The organism is Candidatus Contendobacter odensis Run_B_J11 (assembly GCF_000531125.1).
Lineage (GTDB): Bacteria > Pseudomonadota > Gammaproteobacteria > Competibacterales > Competibacteraceae > Contendibacter > Contendibacter odensensis.
Genome location: NZ_CBTK010000079.1, coordinates 1 through 16,301 on the forward strand (window position 1 = coordinate 1; position 16,301 = coordinate 16,301).

At 59.0% G+C, this 16,301-nt stretch carries 17 protein-coding genes; 10 read left to right on the forward strand and 7 right to left on the reverse strand.

All coding sequences use genetic code 11. The features are described from left to right. Window positions 1-220: hypothetical protein (locus BN874_RS25440; protein WP_230314353.1), on the forward strand; the 220-nt coding region annotated here is incomplete at its 5' end. A 28-nt stretch (window positions 221-248) separates the two neighbouring features. Here the strand turns inward: BN874_RS25440 and BN874_RS06620 are convergent. Genes BN874_RS06620 through BN874_RS06635 form a run of 4 tightly spaced genes read right to left on the reverse strand, consistent with a single transcriptional unit; the run spans window position 249 to window position 3,585 of the window. Next, window positions 249-1,091, reverse strand: coding sequence for a class I SAM-dependent methyltransferase (locus BN874_RS06620; protein ID WP_051497515.1), 843 nt, complete (start codon window positions 1,089-1,091; stop codon window positions 249-251). After that, window positions 1,088-2,137 (reverse strand): glycosyltransferase family 4 protein, encoded by a 1,050-nt coding sequence (locus BN874_RS06625; protein WP_034431644.1) that lies wholly within the window; start codon window positions 2,135-2,137, stop codon window positions 1,088-1,090. Before BN874_RS06625 ends, BN874_RS06620 begins: the two co-directional genes overlap by 4 nt. Then, complete coding sequence (locus BN874_RS06630; protein ID WP_034431645.1) at window positions 2,134-2,535, reverse strand: 6-pyruvoyl trahydropterin synthase family protein; 402 nt, start codon at window positions 2,533-2,535, stop codon at window positions 2,134-2,136. The genes BN874_RS06625 and BN874_RS06630 overlap by 4 nt, the downstream gene beginning before the upstream one ends. A 57-nt stretch (window positions 2,536-2,592) precedes the next feature. After that, the gene (locus BN874_RS06635; protein WP_195912121.1) at window positions 2,593-3,585 is read right to left on the reverse strand and encodes a zinc-dependent alcohol dehydrogenase; all 993 of its coding nucleotides are present in this window, start codon (window positions 3,583-3,585) and stop codon (window positions 2,593-2,595) included. A 38-nt stretch (window positions 3,586-3,623) separates the two neighbouring features. Between BN874_RS06635 and BN874_RS06640 the strand changes: the two genes are divergently transcribed. Next, on the forward strand, window positions 3,624-4,373 hold the full coding sequence (locus BN874_RS06640) for a CDP-alcohol phosphatidyltransferase family protein (protein WP_051497516.1): 750 nt from the start codon (window positions 3,624-3,626) through the stop codon (window positions 4,371-4,373). Here the strand turns inward: BN874_RS06640 and BN874_RS06645 are convergent. Further along, window positions 4,314-5,951 (reverse strand): sulfatase-like hydrolase/transferase, encoded by a 1,638-nt coding sequence (locus tag BN874_RS06645; protein WP_154724782.1) that lies wholly within the window; start codon window positions 5,949-5,951, stop codon window positions 4,314-4,316. The two genes, BN874_RS06640 and BN874_RS06645, sit on opposite strands and share 60 nt — an antisense overlap. 198 nt (window positions 5,952-6,149) lie before the next feature. Between BN874_RS06645 and BN874_RS06650 the strand changes: the two genes are divergently transcribed. Continuing rightward, a complete protein-coding gene (locus tag BN874_RS06650; RefSeq protein ID WP_034431648.1) occupies window positions 6,150-6,554 on the forward strand; it encodes a hypothetical protein in 405 nt (134 codons plus the stop codon). Between the two features lie 55 nt (window positions 6,555-6,609). On the opposite strand, the gene BN874_RS06655 is transcribed toward BN874_RS06650, so the two are convergent. Further along, window positions 6,610-8,694 carry an SEL1-like repeat protein gene (locus BN874_RS06655; RefSeq protein WP_051497517.1) on the reverse strand — a complete coding sequence of 695 codons (2,085 nt, stop codon included), beginning with the start codon at window positions 8,692-8,694 and terminating at the stop codon, window positions 6,610-6,612. Window positions 8,695-8,915: 221 nt separating this feature from the next. Between BN874_RS06655 and BN874_RS06660 the strand changes: the two genes are divergently transcribed. The 7 genes from BN874_RS06660 (at window position 8,916) to BN874_RS06690 (ending at window position 15,159) form a co-directional block, all read left to right on the forward strand. Next, window positions 8,916-9,518 carry a TerD family protein gene (locus BN874_RS06660; protein ID WP_034431649.1) on the forward strand — a complete coding sequence of 201 codons (603 nt, stop codon included), beginning with the start codon at window positions 8,916-8,918 and terminating at the stop codon, window positions 9,516-9,518. Window positions 9,519-9,537: 19 nt separating this feature from the next. Further along, window positions 9,538-10,770 (forward strand): TerD family protein, encoded by a 1,233-nt coding sequence (locus BN874_RS06665; protein WP_051497518.1) that lies wholly within the window; start codon window positions 9,538-9,540, stop codon window positions 10,768-10,770. 37 nt (window positions 10,771-10,807) lie between these two features. Beyond that, window positions 10,808-11,263, forward strand: coding sequence for a tellurite resistance TerB family protein (locus BN874_RS06670; protein WP_034431650.1), 456 nt, complete (start codon window positions 10,808-10,810; stop codon window positions 11,261-11,263). Between the two features lie 12 nt (window positions 11,264-11,275). Further along, window positions 11,276-12,349: a TerC/Alx family metal homeostasis membrane protein gene (locus BN874_RS06675; RefSeq protein ID WP_034431651.1), complete on the forward strand. Its 1,074-nt coding sequence runs from the start codon at window positions 11,276-11,278 to the stop codon at window positions 12,347-12,349. A gap of 183 nt (window positions 12,350-12,532) precedes the next feature. Continuing rightward, window positions 12,533-13,108 (forward strand): TerD family protein, encoded by a 576-nt coding sequence (locus tag BN874_RS06680; protein ID WP_034431654.1) that lies wholly within the window; start codon window positions 12,533-12,535, stop codon window positions 13,106-13,108. A 21-nt stretch (window positions 13,109-13,129) separates the two neighbouring features. Further along, on the forward strand, window positions 13,130-13,708 hold the full coding sequence (locus BN874_RS06685; RefSeq protein ID WP_034431655.1) for a TerD family protein: 579 nt from the start codon (window positions 13,130-13,132) through the stop codon (window positions 13,706-13,708). An 83-nt stretch (window positions 13,709-13,791) separates the two neighbouring features. Then, the gene (locus BN874_RS06690) at window positions 13,792-15,159 is read left to right on the forward strand and encodes a TrpB-like pyridoxal phosphate-dependent enzyme (RefSeq protein WP_034431676.1); all 1,368 of its coding nucleotides are present in this window, start codon (window positions 13,792-13,794) and stop codon (window positions 15,157-15,159) included. Between the two features lie 61 nt (window positions 15,160-15,220). Here BN874_RS06690 and BN874_RS06695 read toward each other — a convergent pair whose 3' ends face one another. Beyond that, window positions 15,221-16,063 (reverse strand): hypothetical protein, encoded by an 843-nt coding sequence (locus BN874_RS06695; protein ID WP_034431657.1) that lies wholly within the window; start codon window positions 16,061-16,063, stop codon window positions 15,221-15,223. Window positions 16,064-16,301 lie beyond the last annotated feature (238 nt).

Here is a 16,301-nt window from a genome sequence, read left to right on the forward strand (position 1 = left end):
CGGCCTCGTTGAAGCAAGAAATCACTCATGGATTATTTGTCCATGGTTGATGCAACGGTTGAAAAATGACACTATGGATACACGGCATACCCATACCCTAATACCGTTTCCTGATAGGTTTTGTATTTTTCAGGTCAAAAACAGCTTAGTTCGTCATACCCGCGAAAGCGGGTATCCAGTTTTTCAGCGGCTTACTGGATTCCCGCATTCGCGGGAATGACGGAAACGGGAACCCTGAATGCGAAAACCTACTGAGAATTGGTATAACTTGGCACTGTATCTGTCCATGCCCATAAATCCCAATGTCCGACCTGCAAACGCGATTGCCCGCATTCAATCCAGCGGCGACGCTGAATCTGCCAATTCGCCAATTCACTCGCCGCTTCGGGCGCAATTTCCAGCGCCGCATTAACCCAACCCTCCAATAGCGCCGTTTGCAACATTGCCTGTTCCGGCCCCAACTGCCACCGACTGGGCCGCACCATAACTTTGTAGTCCTGGTTTCGCAGCAAGGTCGCCAGCGCCGCTACCGCATCGGAACCGAGCGCCGGGCCAAAACCCTTGTCGGTGCGCTGATGGCGATTGACCCACTGGCGCAATACTTCATCACCCGCCAGCGCCGGTTGCCAAATGATTTCACCGTCGTAGCTCAGCGCGATAAAAAGCGCCGCCCGCCATTGCCCGCAACAGTGCGCCAACCGTTCCAGCCAGTCCGCTGACACCAAATCGAGCAAAGCGGACGCTGTAACCAGTTGCACCTCTTGAAAATCCAGCCGCTCCCAGTCGCGGACTAAATCCAAAAGCAGCCATTCCAAATCGCAATGACCGGTTGCATTGGCCCATGGCTGCATTTCCAACTGACTCCGCGCCAACAGCGCCGGATCATAATCCACCAGTCGCCAATGCTGTTCACCGCCGAGCAACGGGGCCAGAAAGCGGCAATTCGCCCCGGTTCCACTGGCCAAATCCAGCACCGTCAACGAACTTTGCCGCTGCCGCCAATCCAGCAAGCGGGCCATGAGTTCCAGGTTGCGGGCAGTGGTATCCGCCGGTTCGCGTAGCGACAGCCATTCCGCCGAAAAACCGCTCATGCCGGGATCACCGCAAGCGCCGTTGCAAAATAAGCACACGTCGTCGGCCAATCCGGCAAGGTTTGCCGCGCCACCCGCGCCCCCGCCGCCAAACGCTGGCGTAATTCAGGATCAGTCATTACCCGCAACAAAGCTTCGGCCAGCGCCGCCTCGTCGCCGGGCGAAATCAGCAACCCGGCATCCGCCGGCACGGTGTCGGGAATTGCACCCGCTGTAGTGCTGATGATAGGTAAACCGTGCGCCAGCGCCTCGGCCAGCGCCATGCCATAGCCTTCGTGATACGACGGCAGCACAAATATATCGGCCCGCCGGTATTCGTGCGCCAACGCCGCTTCGTCCAGTTGACCCAAAAATTCGATACGCGCTGACAATCCCAACGCCTCAGCCAAAATTGACAGTTCAGCGGCGGTGACCGGATCAAGATCGGTGCTGCCCGCACAGCGCAAGCGCCAAGGCTGATCCTTAATCCGCGCCAGCGCCCGGAACAACACGGCGTGACCCTTGCGCGGCGTCAGCGAGGCGACGCACAGCAGCGCCAATTCAGCGCTGCCCGAACCTTCCGCCAGCGGCGCGGGATCGGTACCAGGCACGACAACAACGCACTGCTCTGGCGAAATACCATAATCGGCCAGCGCCCGCACGGTGCTGGGACTGGTAACAATCACACTGCGGGCGTGGCATAACGCCTCGCGTTCGCTAACGTACAACTGCTGACGCAATCCCGCCGTCAAGCCGGTTTCCAGCGCCAGCGGATGATGAACCAGCGCCACCAGCCGCAACCGGTTGCGATGATTGGCAGCAACGGCAGGCATCGCGCCCAGCGCCAGTCCGTCAATCACCACTAAAGCCTGCCCTGGCAATGCCGCCAATACTGCATCGGCTTGATCCAGTGCAGCGGCATCCGGCATTGGAAAGGCGTGACTCAAGCGATGCAGTTCAACCCGCCAGCCCAGCGCCGCAAGTCCGGTCATGATGCGACGGTCGTAGCGATAGCCACCGGTACGAGTCTCAGGATCGCCGGGTATCAGGAAATGAACTGCATTCAAGGCAGCGGTCCTTCATAGGCGGCCCAGGCCACATGAGATTCATGCAGGGTCACGCGCATAGCGGTCAGGTCGGTGGCGTGAACGCCCAACTGGCCGTCTTCGATCCGAATAGCGATACGGTTGAAAATGGCCTGCGCCAGAAACTCAGTAGTAGTATTGCGGCCCGCGAACTCCGGTAACTCGTCGAGGTTGCGGTAATTCCATTCTTCTAGCACGGTGCGTAGACAATCGCTGGCTTTGCCGATATCCACGACGACGCCATCGGGGTCCAGATCGGGGCGGCGCAACTCCAGGTCAACGACATAAGTAGCGCCATGTGGGCGCTGGGCAGGGCCGAAAGTTTCCCCTCTAAAGCTGTGGGCGATCATGAAATGGTCACGGACGCAAACGGTGTACATGGTGAGACCTTGGGTTGATTGCTTGGAAAACTTAGGCTGATTCCGAACGATTCCGGTTCAGTCAACGGCAGGATAAGCGATGCGATGGCACAACGTACCACCCGGATTTTGGCTCAATTCGGCCATCTTCTGCGGTAGATCGGCAAACGAACTCTCGCCGCTGATCAGCGTATCCAACACCGGATCGTCCAGTAAATCCATCACCGTCGCCATGCGCCGCCGATAATCCCAGCGGCTACGCTGTGCAGTGGCAATGCTACCGACTTGAGAGCTACGGAGGGTGAGCCGCTGGCTATGGAACGCTTCACCGAGCGGCAGGCTGACCGGTTGGGTGCCGAACCAACTTACTTCCAGCACCGTCGCCTCGAACCCGGCCAGACGCAGCGCCGTCACTAGCCCGGCGGGCGATCCGCTAGTGTGAATCACCAAATCCTGTTCCGGTTGCGCCTGCTCCGGTGTGGTAAAGCGGACACCGATCCGGTTGGCGACAGACTCCTTGCCGGGGTCTACATCCACCAGTTGTACCACGCAACCCGGCAACCGGTTAACTAATCGGGCGATGAGGCAACCGACCACGCCCGCGCCGATGACCGTGATTCGATCTCCCAAACGCGGCGCAGCGTCCCATAAAGTGTTCAGCGCCGTTTCCAGATTGGCGGCCAGCACCGCTCGACCGGGCGGAATATGCGCCGGGATCAGCGTCAGCGCCGTGGCTGGAACCACATAGCGATCCTGATGCGGAAATAGGCAAAACACCACTCGACCACGCCATTCGGCGGGGCCAAGTTCGACCATACCGACATTGCAATAACCATATTTGACCGGCGCGGGAAAATCGCCTTGCTGGAACGGGGCGCGCATCGCCTGATGCTGGCTGGGCGGCACTTCGCCACGAAATACCCGGCTCTCGGTGCCACGACTGATGCCGGTATACAGGGTTTGGATTTGCACTTCGTCCGGGCCGGGCGGATTCAGAGTTTCAGCGCGAATCTCGCCTTGGCCGGGAGTCACCAGCCAGAAGGCTCGTGCGTACATCGAATTACCGGTCATACTTTCTCCCCTGACCATCGCCAGAAACGGCAAGTGTAATGAATCGTTCCACTGCATTCCCATTTCAGCCGCTACTAATCAGCACCTTATTGACCGTAGTACCGGCGATCCTGCTGCTGGCGAGCGCGGCGAGCGCGATTGCCGCACGGTTTCAATTACCCGCCAGTTATATCATTCAAAGCATCGCTGTTTTGATCGGACTGCTGCTCACCCTGCTGCCCTTTTTACCGCAACATCAGCCGCTACAGCGACTCGGCGCGGCCAATACCGTAACGCTGCTACGCGCCGGCATTGCCGCATTGCTGGCAGGTTTAATCGGCCAGGCGATGTTAGTAGCCAGCTTAGCCTGGTTGATGGCTGCACTCGCCGGCATCGCCCTGCTGCTCGATGGGGTTGATGGCTGGCTGGCGCGGCGCAGCCAGATGCAAAGCATATTCGGCGCTCGGTTCGACATGGAAGTAGACGCTTTTTTTATTCTGGTTCTGGCGGCATTGGTCTATCAGATGGACAAGGCCGGGGTTTGGGTCTTGCTATCGGGGGCGATGCGCTATGGTTTTGTCGCCTTGGGTTACGCCCTGCCCTGGTTGCGCCAGCCGCTGCCGCCGCGCCAGCGCCGCCAAACCGTGTGCGTATTCCAGACCGCCATTCTGGCGCTGTGTCTAATTCCGCCGCTGCTTCCACCGTGGACAACGCGGTTGACCGCTGTCGCGTTGGGGCTGCTAACCCTCTCATTTTTGGTGGATACCGTTTGGCTGGCTCGTTGCCGCATCAGCGGCATGAGTCGCTGACGGGCGGTCCAACGTCCGCAACAGCAACGGTCCTAGCTCTTCAATCCCGCCCAGCGCCGTCGAACCCGGGGTTATGCCCACCTGAAATCCTGCCGCCTGAAATGCGCTAATGATGGCCGGATCGCGTGAGAACACATGCACCGGCACCTGCCAGGAAATATCGCGTCCGCCGACAATCGCAGGCGGCTGGTGATCACCGAGTACCAGTAACAGCGCGTTGGCAGGGGCGTGCTGGCGCAGATAGCCGCCTAGCACTGCAAGGTTGTAACGGATGCTACGGACATAGGCCGCTGCCAGTTCCTCACCATCCAGCCGCCCGCTCAGTTCCACCGCGCCTGACGACAGCGTTGCATCGGATACGGCGGCAACATGGCTCCAATCCGGGTGATAGGGCGGCAAGGGCGCAAACGGAGCATGACTGTTGATGGTCGGGAAAAACACCAGCAACGGTGATCGCCCGGTCGGAGTGACTTCAGTCTGATGCAGCCGGTACAGGCTGTATTGATCGGGAATCACCCACCCGCCATAAGCCGGACCGTGATACTCCAGGCGTTCAGCGTCGACAATCCGATCAAAGCGGTAGAACTGTCCTTCCGGCCAGGCATAACGCAGACCGGGCATCAGCGCCACTGTGCGATAACCGGCAGCGGCAAAACGGCTGACCAGCGTAGCGCGGTTACTGGTCAACAAGTCGTGGTAATCATCCTGATCGGCAATGCGCAGGCCGGACAGCAGGCTGGAATGGGCCAACCAGGACGAGCCACCAAAGGTGCTGGATTCGACCCGCGCTGAGGCGATCTGCCAACCTGCGGCCAGCAGTGACCGTTCCAGTGTCGCAAAATCGTCAGCCAGCGGAATCGCGAAGCGGGGATCGTCGAATACCAGCGCTCCCTGTGACTCGAAAAAAATCACCCACACGTCGCCTTTACCCAAGCGGCTCAAATCCGAAACCGGCAGCGGCGGTTGCCCGGCGATTCGACCATGATCCCTGAACACGGTCGCAGCCAGCACCCTCTTCACTTGCTCGGCCAACATGGCAGTAACCGGCAACGCGAAGCCGTGTCCAACCGGCAGGCGCGGAATCAGCCAACCGGCACCGTAGGGCACCAGCAGGATCAAAGCCAGGACGCCGAGCGCACGACGGACAGGAGTATGGTCAAGCGCCTCGATGACGGTGCTGAGCGCCCAGCGCAGAACCAAAACCAGCGCAGTGAGCAGCGCCAGCAGCGCCAACCCGCCGAGCAACACCTGCCAGCCCGCGACTTGATCCAGAAACAGGGCCGCTACTTGCGGCAGATGCGGGCTGTCCCAGTACAGATTAATGGATCGCCCCATCAGGGCCGGCGCGGTGACATCCAGATAGCGCCCCAGCGTCAGGATGACGTAGCCGACCAAAACGGCGCAACGCAACCGGCGACCCGGCGCACCCCGCCAAGCCGCGATCAATACCAGCACCAGCAGCAACAGCGCCAGTTCAATGGACAGTTCGGGAACCCAGCGCACCCCGACCGTGGGCCAGCGGTTCTGGAAGGTCAAGGCCGAGTTGAGGATGAACAGTGCGAGTAGCAGTTGGGACAAGTGGAGCATCCAGTGCAAAAACAGCAGCTAACCTTCAGCAACAACCGATGCCGGTCATCAAAGGTCTCTGCCTCGATGCCCACTCGCATGGTATTCTTGAGCAAATAAGACGGATATCTTCGCCACGCCCTTTGCAAACGACCACGACACCCGACCGCTTGAACCCCAACCCGACCCGGACGACAGGAGGCGAACACGATGAGCAGCGTGGATGAGAAACAGGAGGTAATGATCGCGGGTGAAGTTCCGCGCACTGCTGAACAGCCTAGCGAAGAAATGCGACGCTGCCTCGATGAAGTGGCGACCGTGCTTGGCAAATACGACATCGGGGTTACCCTCTGTCTGGCCAATGACCGGGAATCGGTGCTGCTCTATCGGCTACCCGACTGGTGCGCAGTGGTTTTGAACGACGGCGAGCCGGAAGTCAACCCGGAACGGCTCTGGCAGACCGATGATCTGGAACAACTCATGTTCCGTACCTACCGCTTAACCAGCGCTTTGCACCAGGTTCACGAACGGATGCACGATGAATCGGCGCAACTGGAAACCTTCGTCAAGGATTTGGGCCGACATCTGCTGGATCCCAATCGCAAGTGCCATTAGCTCCGTTCGCAACACCATCCCGCGACACGGGCTGGAAGCCCGTGCCACGAACCCCTCAATTCGCTCTGGAATTCCCAGCATTGGCGGCTCGCCACTCGCGAGCCAGTTGTCGCGCTTGCGCCAGTTCAATTTCATTCATCTGACTGCTGATGTAATCCAGTTGCTGGGTCGCGCCCACATAGCCCCCAGACGCAGCCATGGTTAACCACAGATACGCCTTGATCCAATCCTGCCCGATCCCGCGACCGTTGCTATACAGCATCCCCATTCCGTACTGCGCCAATGCCGATCCACTGGCAGCGGCGCGCTCAAACCATTGGAAGGCCTGCCGATCATCGCGGGGCAGGCCGCGCCCGTTCGCGTAAGCCAGCCCCAACATGAGCTGGGCCAGCGATAACCCCTGTTCAGCGGCCTTACGATACCCGGCTACCGCCTGCGCCTCGTCACGTGGCAACCCGCCCCGACCTTCCGCATACAACAATCCCAGATTCAACTGAGCAATAGGCAAACCGCGCTCGGCGGCCTTGCGAAACCAAAGCGCGGCCTGTGCTTCGTCGCGGGTTGCGCCCTGTCCAGTCGCCAGCATGATCCCGACATTCAGTTCTGCCTCGGCGTTGCCTTGGCGGGCGGCTTCGCGGAACCACCGCAATGCCTGTTGCAAGTCACGCGGTACCCCAAGACCCGCGATGTACATGCCGGCCAAGCGGGTCTGACTGGCGATATGGCTCTGCTCGGCAGCCTTGCGGTACCAATCCGCCGCCTGCCGGTCATCACGTCCGATCAGCTCGCCCTGGTTATACAATGTCCCTAGCCGGTATTGGGACTCGGGATGATTCTGCTCGGCAGCCTTGCGCAACCACTCCAGACCAACCCGCTCATCGCGCGGCATCCCACGTCCAGCGAAGGCGTATTCCGCCAGCATTGCTTGCGCCTCGGGACTACCACCCGTCGCCGCCTGATTCAGCAGTTGCATCCCCTTGGCTTGGTCCAGCACCACCCCGCGCCCGTTCAGATAACCGGTGGCCAGTTCCAGTTGCGCCAAGGGTAGATTCTGGTCGGCGGCGCGGCGGTACCATTGCAAGGCTTCCCGCTCATCACGCGGCAGTCCGCGCCCCTCGGCATACATCCGGCCCAAGGAGTACTGCGCCAGCGGCAGATTCTGATCGGCGGCCCGCCGATACCAGCGCGCCGCCTCCGCATCGTTGCGCGCCACGCCCTGGCCATCGGCGTACAGTTGCCCCACGCTCAACTGGGCCAATGCCAGTCCCTGCGCGGCGGCTTTCTGGAACCACTTGAACGCTTCCCCGGCGTTGCGGGCAACGCCGCGCCCGCTCAGATAACGCACCGCCAGATTATACTGGGCTTCGGCGTGCCCCTGTTCAGCGGCCTTGCGATACTCGCTTACCGCATTTTCATCGCTGGCAAATACCCCGCGCCCGGATGCATACATCGCCCCTAGCGCGAACTGCGCGCCAGTGTGACCCTGCTGCGCGGCTCGCCGATACCACTGCACCGCCTCTTTATCGTTGCGCGACACCCCACGGCCACTGGCGTAAAAATTCCCTAACTCGAATTGGGCGCCAGCGTGGCCCTGCTCGGCTGCTTGCTGATAACGCCCGGCGGCTTCCCGATCATCCCGCGCTACACCTTGGCCCGTCGCGTACTGGGCAGCCAGCACAAATTGTGCTTCGGCATTGCCCCGATCCGCCGCATTGCGCAGCCACAACAACGCCTCCTTGGCGCTGGGCGCGATCTCTGGATCAGCGGCATACAACATCCCAAGCTGAAACTGGGCATCGGCATTGCCCTGCATCGCCGCCTTGCGGAGCCATTCAGCAGCGTTGCGCGCACTCTGTCCCACTCCCTGACCGCGCAGGTACATCAGGCCGATCATGGTTTGGGCACGAGGATCGTTCTGCTTGGCCCAACTCATATACTCCTCGAAGGCAGCGAGATAATCACCGCGCCGATAAGCTTCGGCAGCGCTGTTGACGGCGGTATCGGGCGAAACCGGCCGGGCATCGCCATAGTGCCAGACCCCTTTTTCATCCTGCCATTTTTTGACGTTCGATTCAGGTGCAGGGGCGGCATGAACCGCGCCGGCCAGAGTCGCCGCCAACAGTAACGCCATCATGCGCATGACTACCTCCATTCAAAAAATGCCCGATGCCCTTGAATTTGGCGCATCCGACTCAACATTAGCTAAAATTTTAATCAAAATCCGACCAAAATCGCTGCCCGCCAACGGTTTCTCATTCCGCCGGGGCCGCGCACTTTATCGGAACCGGTGTCTACACTATCCATGACGGCAGCGCTCGTCATCCCTATTCAACTTTTAGCCTTAGCAGCGAGGAAATCCGCATGGCCATCAATCTGCAAAAAGGACAGCGCATCAGCCTGGAAAAAGAGGCCGGGCGCGGCCTGAGCCGGGTCGTCATGGGTCTGGGCTGGGGCATGAAGCAAGTGCAGTCCAAGGGTTTTCTGGGCTTCGGCGCGGGTACTCGCCAGGAAGCGGTGGATCTCGACGCCTCCTGTCTGCTGTTCGACGCCGGTGGCAATCCGGTGGATACCGTCTGGTTTCGACAACTGCAAAGTCGCTGCGGCTCTATTCATCACAGCGGTGATGATCGCTCCGGCGGTGGCGAGGCCGGTTCCGAGAACGAGCGTATCACTATTGAACTGAATCAGGTGCCCGCTACGGTGCAGACTCTGATTTTCACCGTCAACAGCTTCAGCGGCGAAGGTTTCGCCGGCATTCCCAGCGCCTTCAGCCGGCTGACGGACGGCGCTAACGGCAACGAGGTCGCTCGCTTCGACCTGTCGCTGGAGGGCGGTAATTACACCGGACTGATTATGACCAAGCTCTATCGTCATAACAGTGAGTGGAAGCTGCAAGCCATCGGTGAACACGCCAGCGGCCGCACCTTCCACGACCTGCTACCGGCGCTCCGGCCCTATTTGTAGACCGGTCGAGGATGGAATTATGGATCTGCAACCCGGCCAGAATATCGCTATCACCCGACACAGCCCGCCACCGACTGCCGTCGAAATCACCCTCGCCTGGGAACCCGTGACCACGCCGCTGGCGATTGATTCCAGCGCCTTCGCCCTGAGCGCTCAGGGCAAGGTGCGCGGCGATGGCGATTTCATTTTTTACAACCAGTTAGCGCTGGCCGGCGGCGGTCTCCAGCGCGCCAGCGACGGTCGAAGCTTCACCATCACCTTCGCCCAGCTTCCTGCGAGCATTGAGCGAATTGTTATAGCCCTGACCATTGACCAGGGCCAGCGGCGTGGGCAATCGTTCGGCCAGTTAAGCCAGGTGCGGGCGGAAATCCGCGAGGCCGGCAGCAAGGCGACGCTGGCGACTTTCCCGTTAGCGACCAAGATGATGCCGGAAACCGCGCTGATCGTTGGCGAGCTATACCGCCGCAATAATGAATGGAAGTTTCGCGCCGTCGGTCAGGGCTTCGTCGGCGGGCTGGGGCCGCTGGCGCGGCAGTACGGGGTGGATGTCGCCGACGATCCCGATGTAGCCGAAGCCGCTCCACCGCCGCATCCGACTGCCCCAGCGCCTACTTCCACTCCGCTACCGAGTTCACCCAAACCGATCCGGCTGGAAAAAATTACCCTGGACAAGAAGACGCCCAGTATTTCGCTGGAGAAAAAAGCGCAAGGATTCGGCGAAATCGTGGTCAATCTCAACTGGAATCAGGGCAGCGGCGGCAAGGGATTTTTTGGCCGACTGACCAGCCGTAAGATCGATCTCGACCTGGGTTGCCTGTTCAAATTGAGCGATGGCCGACCTGGCGCAGTGCAGGCGCTGGGCGGCAACTTCGGCAGCCTGCAACAACTGCCCTATATTCAGCTTATGGGCGATGATCGCAGCGGCGCCAGCGCGGCAGGCGAATTCCTGCATATCAACGGCCAGCAGTGGGGTCAGTTGGACCGGGTGCTGGTGTTCGCCATGATTTACGAGGGCGCGCCCAACTGGGCGGAAACCGATGCCGTGGTGACTATCACCATTCCGGGTCAACCGACGCTGGAACTCCGGGTGGACAGTCATCGCAACGATCAGCGAATGTGTGCGCTGGCGATGCTGGAAAACCAGAACGGCAATATCAAGGTCACAAAATTGGTCGAGTATTTCGCGGATCATCGCGTTCTTGACCAAGCCTACGGCTTTGGACTGCGTTGGGTCGCTGGTTCCAAAGACTAATTTTTCAACACGTTGCAATAACTAGAGGAACACGCGCATGGCTCTTGAATGGTTGAAACAGCGTTACAGTGAAGTCTCCGCCAGCCTGAAAACCGAAGTCACCAAGATTCGCAACAAGAGTTTCCTGGAATCGGTAGTGGCGGGTTGCGCCCTGGTGGCTCACTCCGACGGGGTCGTTCGCCCGGAGGAAAAGCAGAAGATGATGGGGTTTCTGCGCAATTCCGAGGTGCTCTCCGTATTCAGCGTTGAAGAAGTGATCACGATCTTCGACAAATACGCCAAGCAGTTCGAGTTTGATCAGCAGATCGGTCAGGCCAGCGCCTTACAGGCCGTGGCCAAGCTCAAGGGTAACGAAGCCGAAGCCAAGCTGATGGTGCGGGTCTGCTGCGCGATTGGAGCTGCTGACGGCAATTTCGACGATGGCGAGAAGGCGGTGGTGCGCAAGATTTGCGCTGAGCTGAGCCTGAATCCTAAAGACTTCGATCTGGGCTGAGCACGGTCATCCATGGAACAACATCTCGGCTTTCCACTGGAAACCATCGCCATTTTTGTGGCGGTGGTCGCCTTTTCAGTCTGGCTGGACCTCAAGCTGCACAAGGACAGCAAGGACATCAGCATCCCCAATGCGGTGGCCTGGTCGCTATTCTGGATCGGCCTGTCCATCGCGTTCTTTTTTTACATCAAGATTCACCACGGCAACGAGTACGCCGATCTGTTCCTGGCCGGCTACATTCTGGAAAAGTCCCTGTCGGTGGACAACATGATGGTATTCGTCGCCATCTTCGCTTCCTTCGGCATCAAGGGCGCTCTGCAACACCGGATTCTGTACTTCGGCATTCTGGGCGCGGTGGTATTCCGGATGCTGTTCATCGCCTTCGGCACCAGTCTGTTTGGCTTGAGTACCTGGATCGAGTTTGTATTCGCCGCCATCGTGGCCTGGACCGGCTACAAGATGTTGGCGGGCATCGGCGGAGATGACGAAATCGAGGATTATTCCGATCACTGGTCGGTGCGGTTAACCCAAAAATTGGTGCCGATCTTTCCTCGTCTGCATGGCGACCACTTCGTCGTCCATCACGGCCACGTCAAAACAGTAGTGGAGCAGGACTCCAGCGTGTCGGTCAGCCGGGAGGCGGTGGTGTATGCCACGCCGATGCTGTTGTGTCTGGTTTGCATCGAGGTGTCGGACATCATCTTTGCCTTCGACTCGGTGCCGGCAGTGATCGCGGTGACCCGCGAACCGCTGCTGGTCTATTCGTCGGTCATTTTCGCCATTCTCGGTCTCCGCTCGTTGTACTTCGTGCTGGCGGCGGCGCAGAAATACCTGGTGCATCTCGACAAGGCGGTGGCGGCGCTGTTGTTCTTCATCGCCTTCAAGCTGGCGCTCCAGGCGTCGAACCACCTGTTCCACTGGCCCGGATTCGAGATTTCTTCAAACCTGAGCCTGATGATCATTCTCGGCGTGCTGGCGGTGGGCGTGATCGCTTCGCTGCTGTTGCCGGAAAAGGAAGAGAATGAAGCGACCGATGGGGCCGCGCCGGAGAAGACCGACTCCAACTCCAGTGTGGGGAAGAGTTAACAGGACTTTCGCTTTCCGTCATTCCCGCGTCAGCGGGAATCCAGTAACCCGCTGAAAAACTGGATACCCGTTTTCACGGGTATGACGACGCCAGGTTTATTAGCGAAGGTCCTGGTTAATAAACCTTCCCAAGATTCCAGATTCTCAAATCACCAAGTCCTTAACCAAGTGAGTAACAAGCTCATGGCTATTTCCCTCAATAAAGGCGGTAAGCTGTCGCTTAGCAAGGAAGCGCCGGATCTCAAAAAAGTGTTGGTTGGGCTGGGCTGGGACGCCCGCGCCACTGATGGTGTGGATTTCGACCTGGACGCTTCAGCGTTCCTGCTGGGCGCGGGTGACAAGGCTCGCTCAGAAGCCGATTTCATCTTCTACAACCAGTTGAAATCCGCCTGTGGCTCGGTGCAGCACACCGGCGATAATCTCACCGGCGCCGGTGAAGGCGACGACGAAACGATCATGGTGGATTTGAGCCGGGTGCCAGCGGAGGTGCAGAAGATCGCGGTCACCGTCACCATCCACGAAGCTGAGCAACGCCGACAGAATTTCGGCCAGGTGATGAACGCCTATATCCGGCTGGTCAACGCTGAAACCAATGTCGAGGTCGCCCGCTACGATCTGGCCGAGGATGCCTCGACCGAGACGGCGATGATTTTCGGCGAACTCTATCGCCATGGCGGCGAGTGGAAGTTCAGCGCGGTGGGTCAGGGCTACGCCGGTGGCTTGGCGGCGATGTGCCGCCAGTACGGCATCAACATCTAGTTTTCCGAGGAGAATTGTGCAATGGCTGTCTCTCTCCAAAAAGGTCAGAACGTCTCGCTGAGTAAAGCGGCGCCGGGGATGAAGAAGGTGCGCTTCGGTCTGGGCTGGGATGCCCGCGCCACCGACGGCGCTGCTTTCGATCTGGATGCATCGGCGTTCGTGCTGGACGCCAGCGGCAAGGTGCTGAGCGATCAGCATTTCGTGTTCTATAACAACCCGCACGATCCCTCTGGCGCAATTGCGCACAAGGGCGATAACCGCACTGGGCAGGGTGGCGGCGACGATGAGGTGCTCGAAATTGACTTGGGCCTGATGACGCCCAATGCCGCCAAGGTGACCTTCGTAGTCACCATCCATGACGCCGAGGCGCGCAAGCAGAGTTTTGGCCAGGTCAGCAACGCCTACATCCGGGCGCTGAATGCCGAGGGCGAACTGGAACTCGCTCGCTATGATCTGTCTGAAGACGCCTCGATTGAGACGGCGATGATCTTCGGTGAACTGTACCGCAACAACGACGAGTGGAAGTTCAAGGCCATCGGCCAGGGTTATGCCGGCGGACTGGTGGCGGTCGCCCGCGATTACGGGGTTAGCCTCGGCTAAAATCAGCGGCGCTTGATCGCCGCACTGGATAAACCCAGCCCGCCGACGCCATGGCGGGCTTTTGCTTTTTGGACAAAGAAATCATGACTGAATCCGTCAAATACCTGCTCGACGAGAGCCGGATGCCCAAGTCCTGGTACAACCTGGTGGCTGATCTGCCGACACCGCCGCCGCCGGTGCTACATCCCGGAACCTTGCAACCCATTGGCCCGGACGATCTGGCCCCGCTGTTTCCTCGGTCGCTGATCCAGCAGGAAGTCTCCACTGAGCGGGAGATCGAGATTCCAGAACCGGTTCGTGACATTTACCGGCAGTGGCGACCGACTCCGCTGTACCGTGCCCGCCGGCTGGAGAAAGCGCTCGGCACCCCGGCGCGGATTTACTACAAGTACGAAGGAGTTAGCCCGGCGGGCAGCCACAAACCCAACACCGCCGTGGCTCAGGCGTTCTACAACCGGGAAGCGGGGATTAAGCGGATCGCGACTGAAACTGGCGCTGGGCAGTGGGGATCGTCGCTGGCCTTCGCTGGCGCGCTGTTCGGAATTGAGGTGCAGGTGTTCATGGTGCGGGTGTCCTACCAGCAGAAGCCCTACCGTCGGGCGCTGATGGAAACTTACGGCGCCCGCTGCGTGGCCTCGCCCTCCGAAGAAACCGCCTGCGGTCGGGCGATTCTCGCCCAGCGGCCGGATCATCCCGGCAGTCTCGGCATCGCCATTTCCGAGGCGGTGGAAGTGGCCGCTCAGCGCGACGACACCAAATACGCGCTCGGCTCGGTGCTGAACCATGTGTTGCTGCATCAAACGGTGGTGGGGCTGGAGAGCATGGCGCAGTTGGAAATGGCCGGCGATTATCCCGATGTGATCGTGGCCTGCACCGGTGGCGGCTCCAATTTCGCGGGCATCGCCTTTCCTTTTATCGGTGCGCAACTGCGCGGTGGGCAGAGGGTTCGTATCGTCGCTATTGAACCGGCGGCCTGTCCCACCCTGACCCGTGGCCCGTATGCTTATGACTTCGGCGATACCGCGCATCTGACCCCGCTGACCAAGATGCACACCCTGGGTTCAACTTTCACTCCGCCCGGCTTTCACGCCGGCGGCTTGCGCTATCACGGCATGGCCCCGCTGGTCAGTCACGTCAAGGAATTGGGCCTGATCGAGGCCCGCGCCTACCACCAGCTCAGTTGTTTTGAGGCTGGGGTGCTATTCGCCCGGGTTGAGGGCATCCTGCCGGCGCCGGAAGCCAATCACGCGGTGAAAGGAGCTATCGACGAGGCGTTGCGCTGCAAGGAGGAAGGGATCAGCCGGGCGATTCTGTTCAATCTGTGCGGTCACGGCCATTTCGACATGCAGGCTTACATGGATTATTTCGCCGGCAAGCTGACCGATCAGAGTTATGACGAGGCGGAACTGGCGATGGCGCTGTCGGGATTGCCGTCAGTGACGGCGGCGTAACAATAAAAAAGGCGCGGCTGGATATGCCAGTCGCGCCCTGTTGTTGAGATAAGCGCTGCGTTTAGCGAACTGAACGTCTCCGCCGCCAGAACATCGCTGGCAGAGTCAAGCCCAGCAAGGCCCAAACTGGTGGTTCGTCCACCGGAACATCATCCTCGACCGTGATCACGTCATTAGCGCAGTTCATGGTCCAGCTCACGTTCAATTCGTCGTTATTCTTTAACAAGGCTCCAAAAACCGACTTCGCAACACTGACTTCGTAGATCCAGTGTTGGCCAGAACCCGCACCCATTTTTTCCGGCCCCTGCTGAATAGACATCGTGGCCTTTTCAGACATTGGAGTGAGTCCGCCCTTCAACGAAGTCACCGCCTGGGTGTGCCAAAACGGGTCTTTCAGCCAATCACCATTGGTTGTTTGATACACACCGGTTGTAAATAGGCCGATGTTGGCAGGGTTACCTCCGCTGAACTGATGTGGCGTTCGGATACCAACTTCATAATTGCTATCCGGGCTTGTGCCATTCCAGAAATTCAAAGCAAAATCCCCTGCTGCGTAATCGCCTCCTGCTTGCTTGGTGTTCGGGTCATGGCCGGTCACCAAAGCGATATAAAGATTGGTGCTGTCCCAAGTCACATAGAGCGCCTCAGCGTCATAGGCTTGACCGCCATAACCTGGATCAACCCGGCCACCGTTGCCGCTGATGTAATCCTCAACGGTGTAATAGATATTGAGGCCGTTGTATTGGTAAGTGCCCGCGCCCTGACCATTCACATTGCCTGAAGGCGTCCACTGGTTTGTCAACCCCCAATCACTCAAACCACCATCGACCGTGATCGCATTGGCCGCGCTATTCAGCCCTAATCCTGAGATTAGCGCTAAAGATAATGTCAGTAATTTTTTCATTTCAGTTCCTACGCTAACTCAATTAAAAGGTCTGAAGTTGCGTAAAGCAAAAGATATACCATTAATATAATTAATTGTTTTATATAAATAAATTATTAAAACGCATTTTACATACCAAAAACGATCCGAGGGTATTGACCATAATTGTCAGCCCGTTGGCCGACTATGAGAGCATCGGTTCAAGTTGACTTTGTCGATTGCCATTAAACGCCGCACCACTGATTGTCTCGCCTCACAG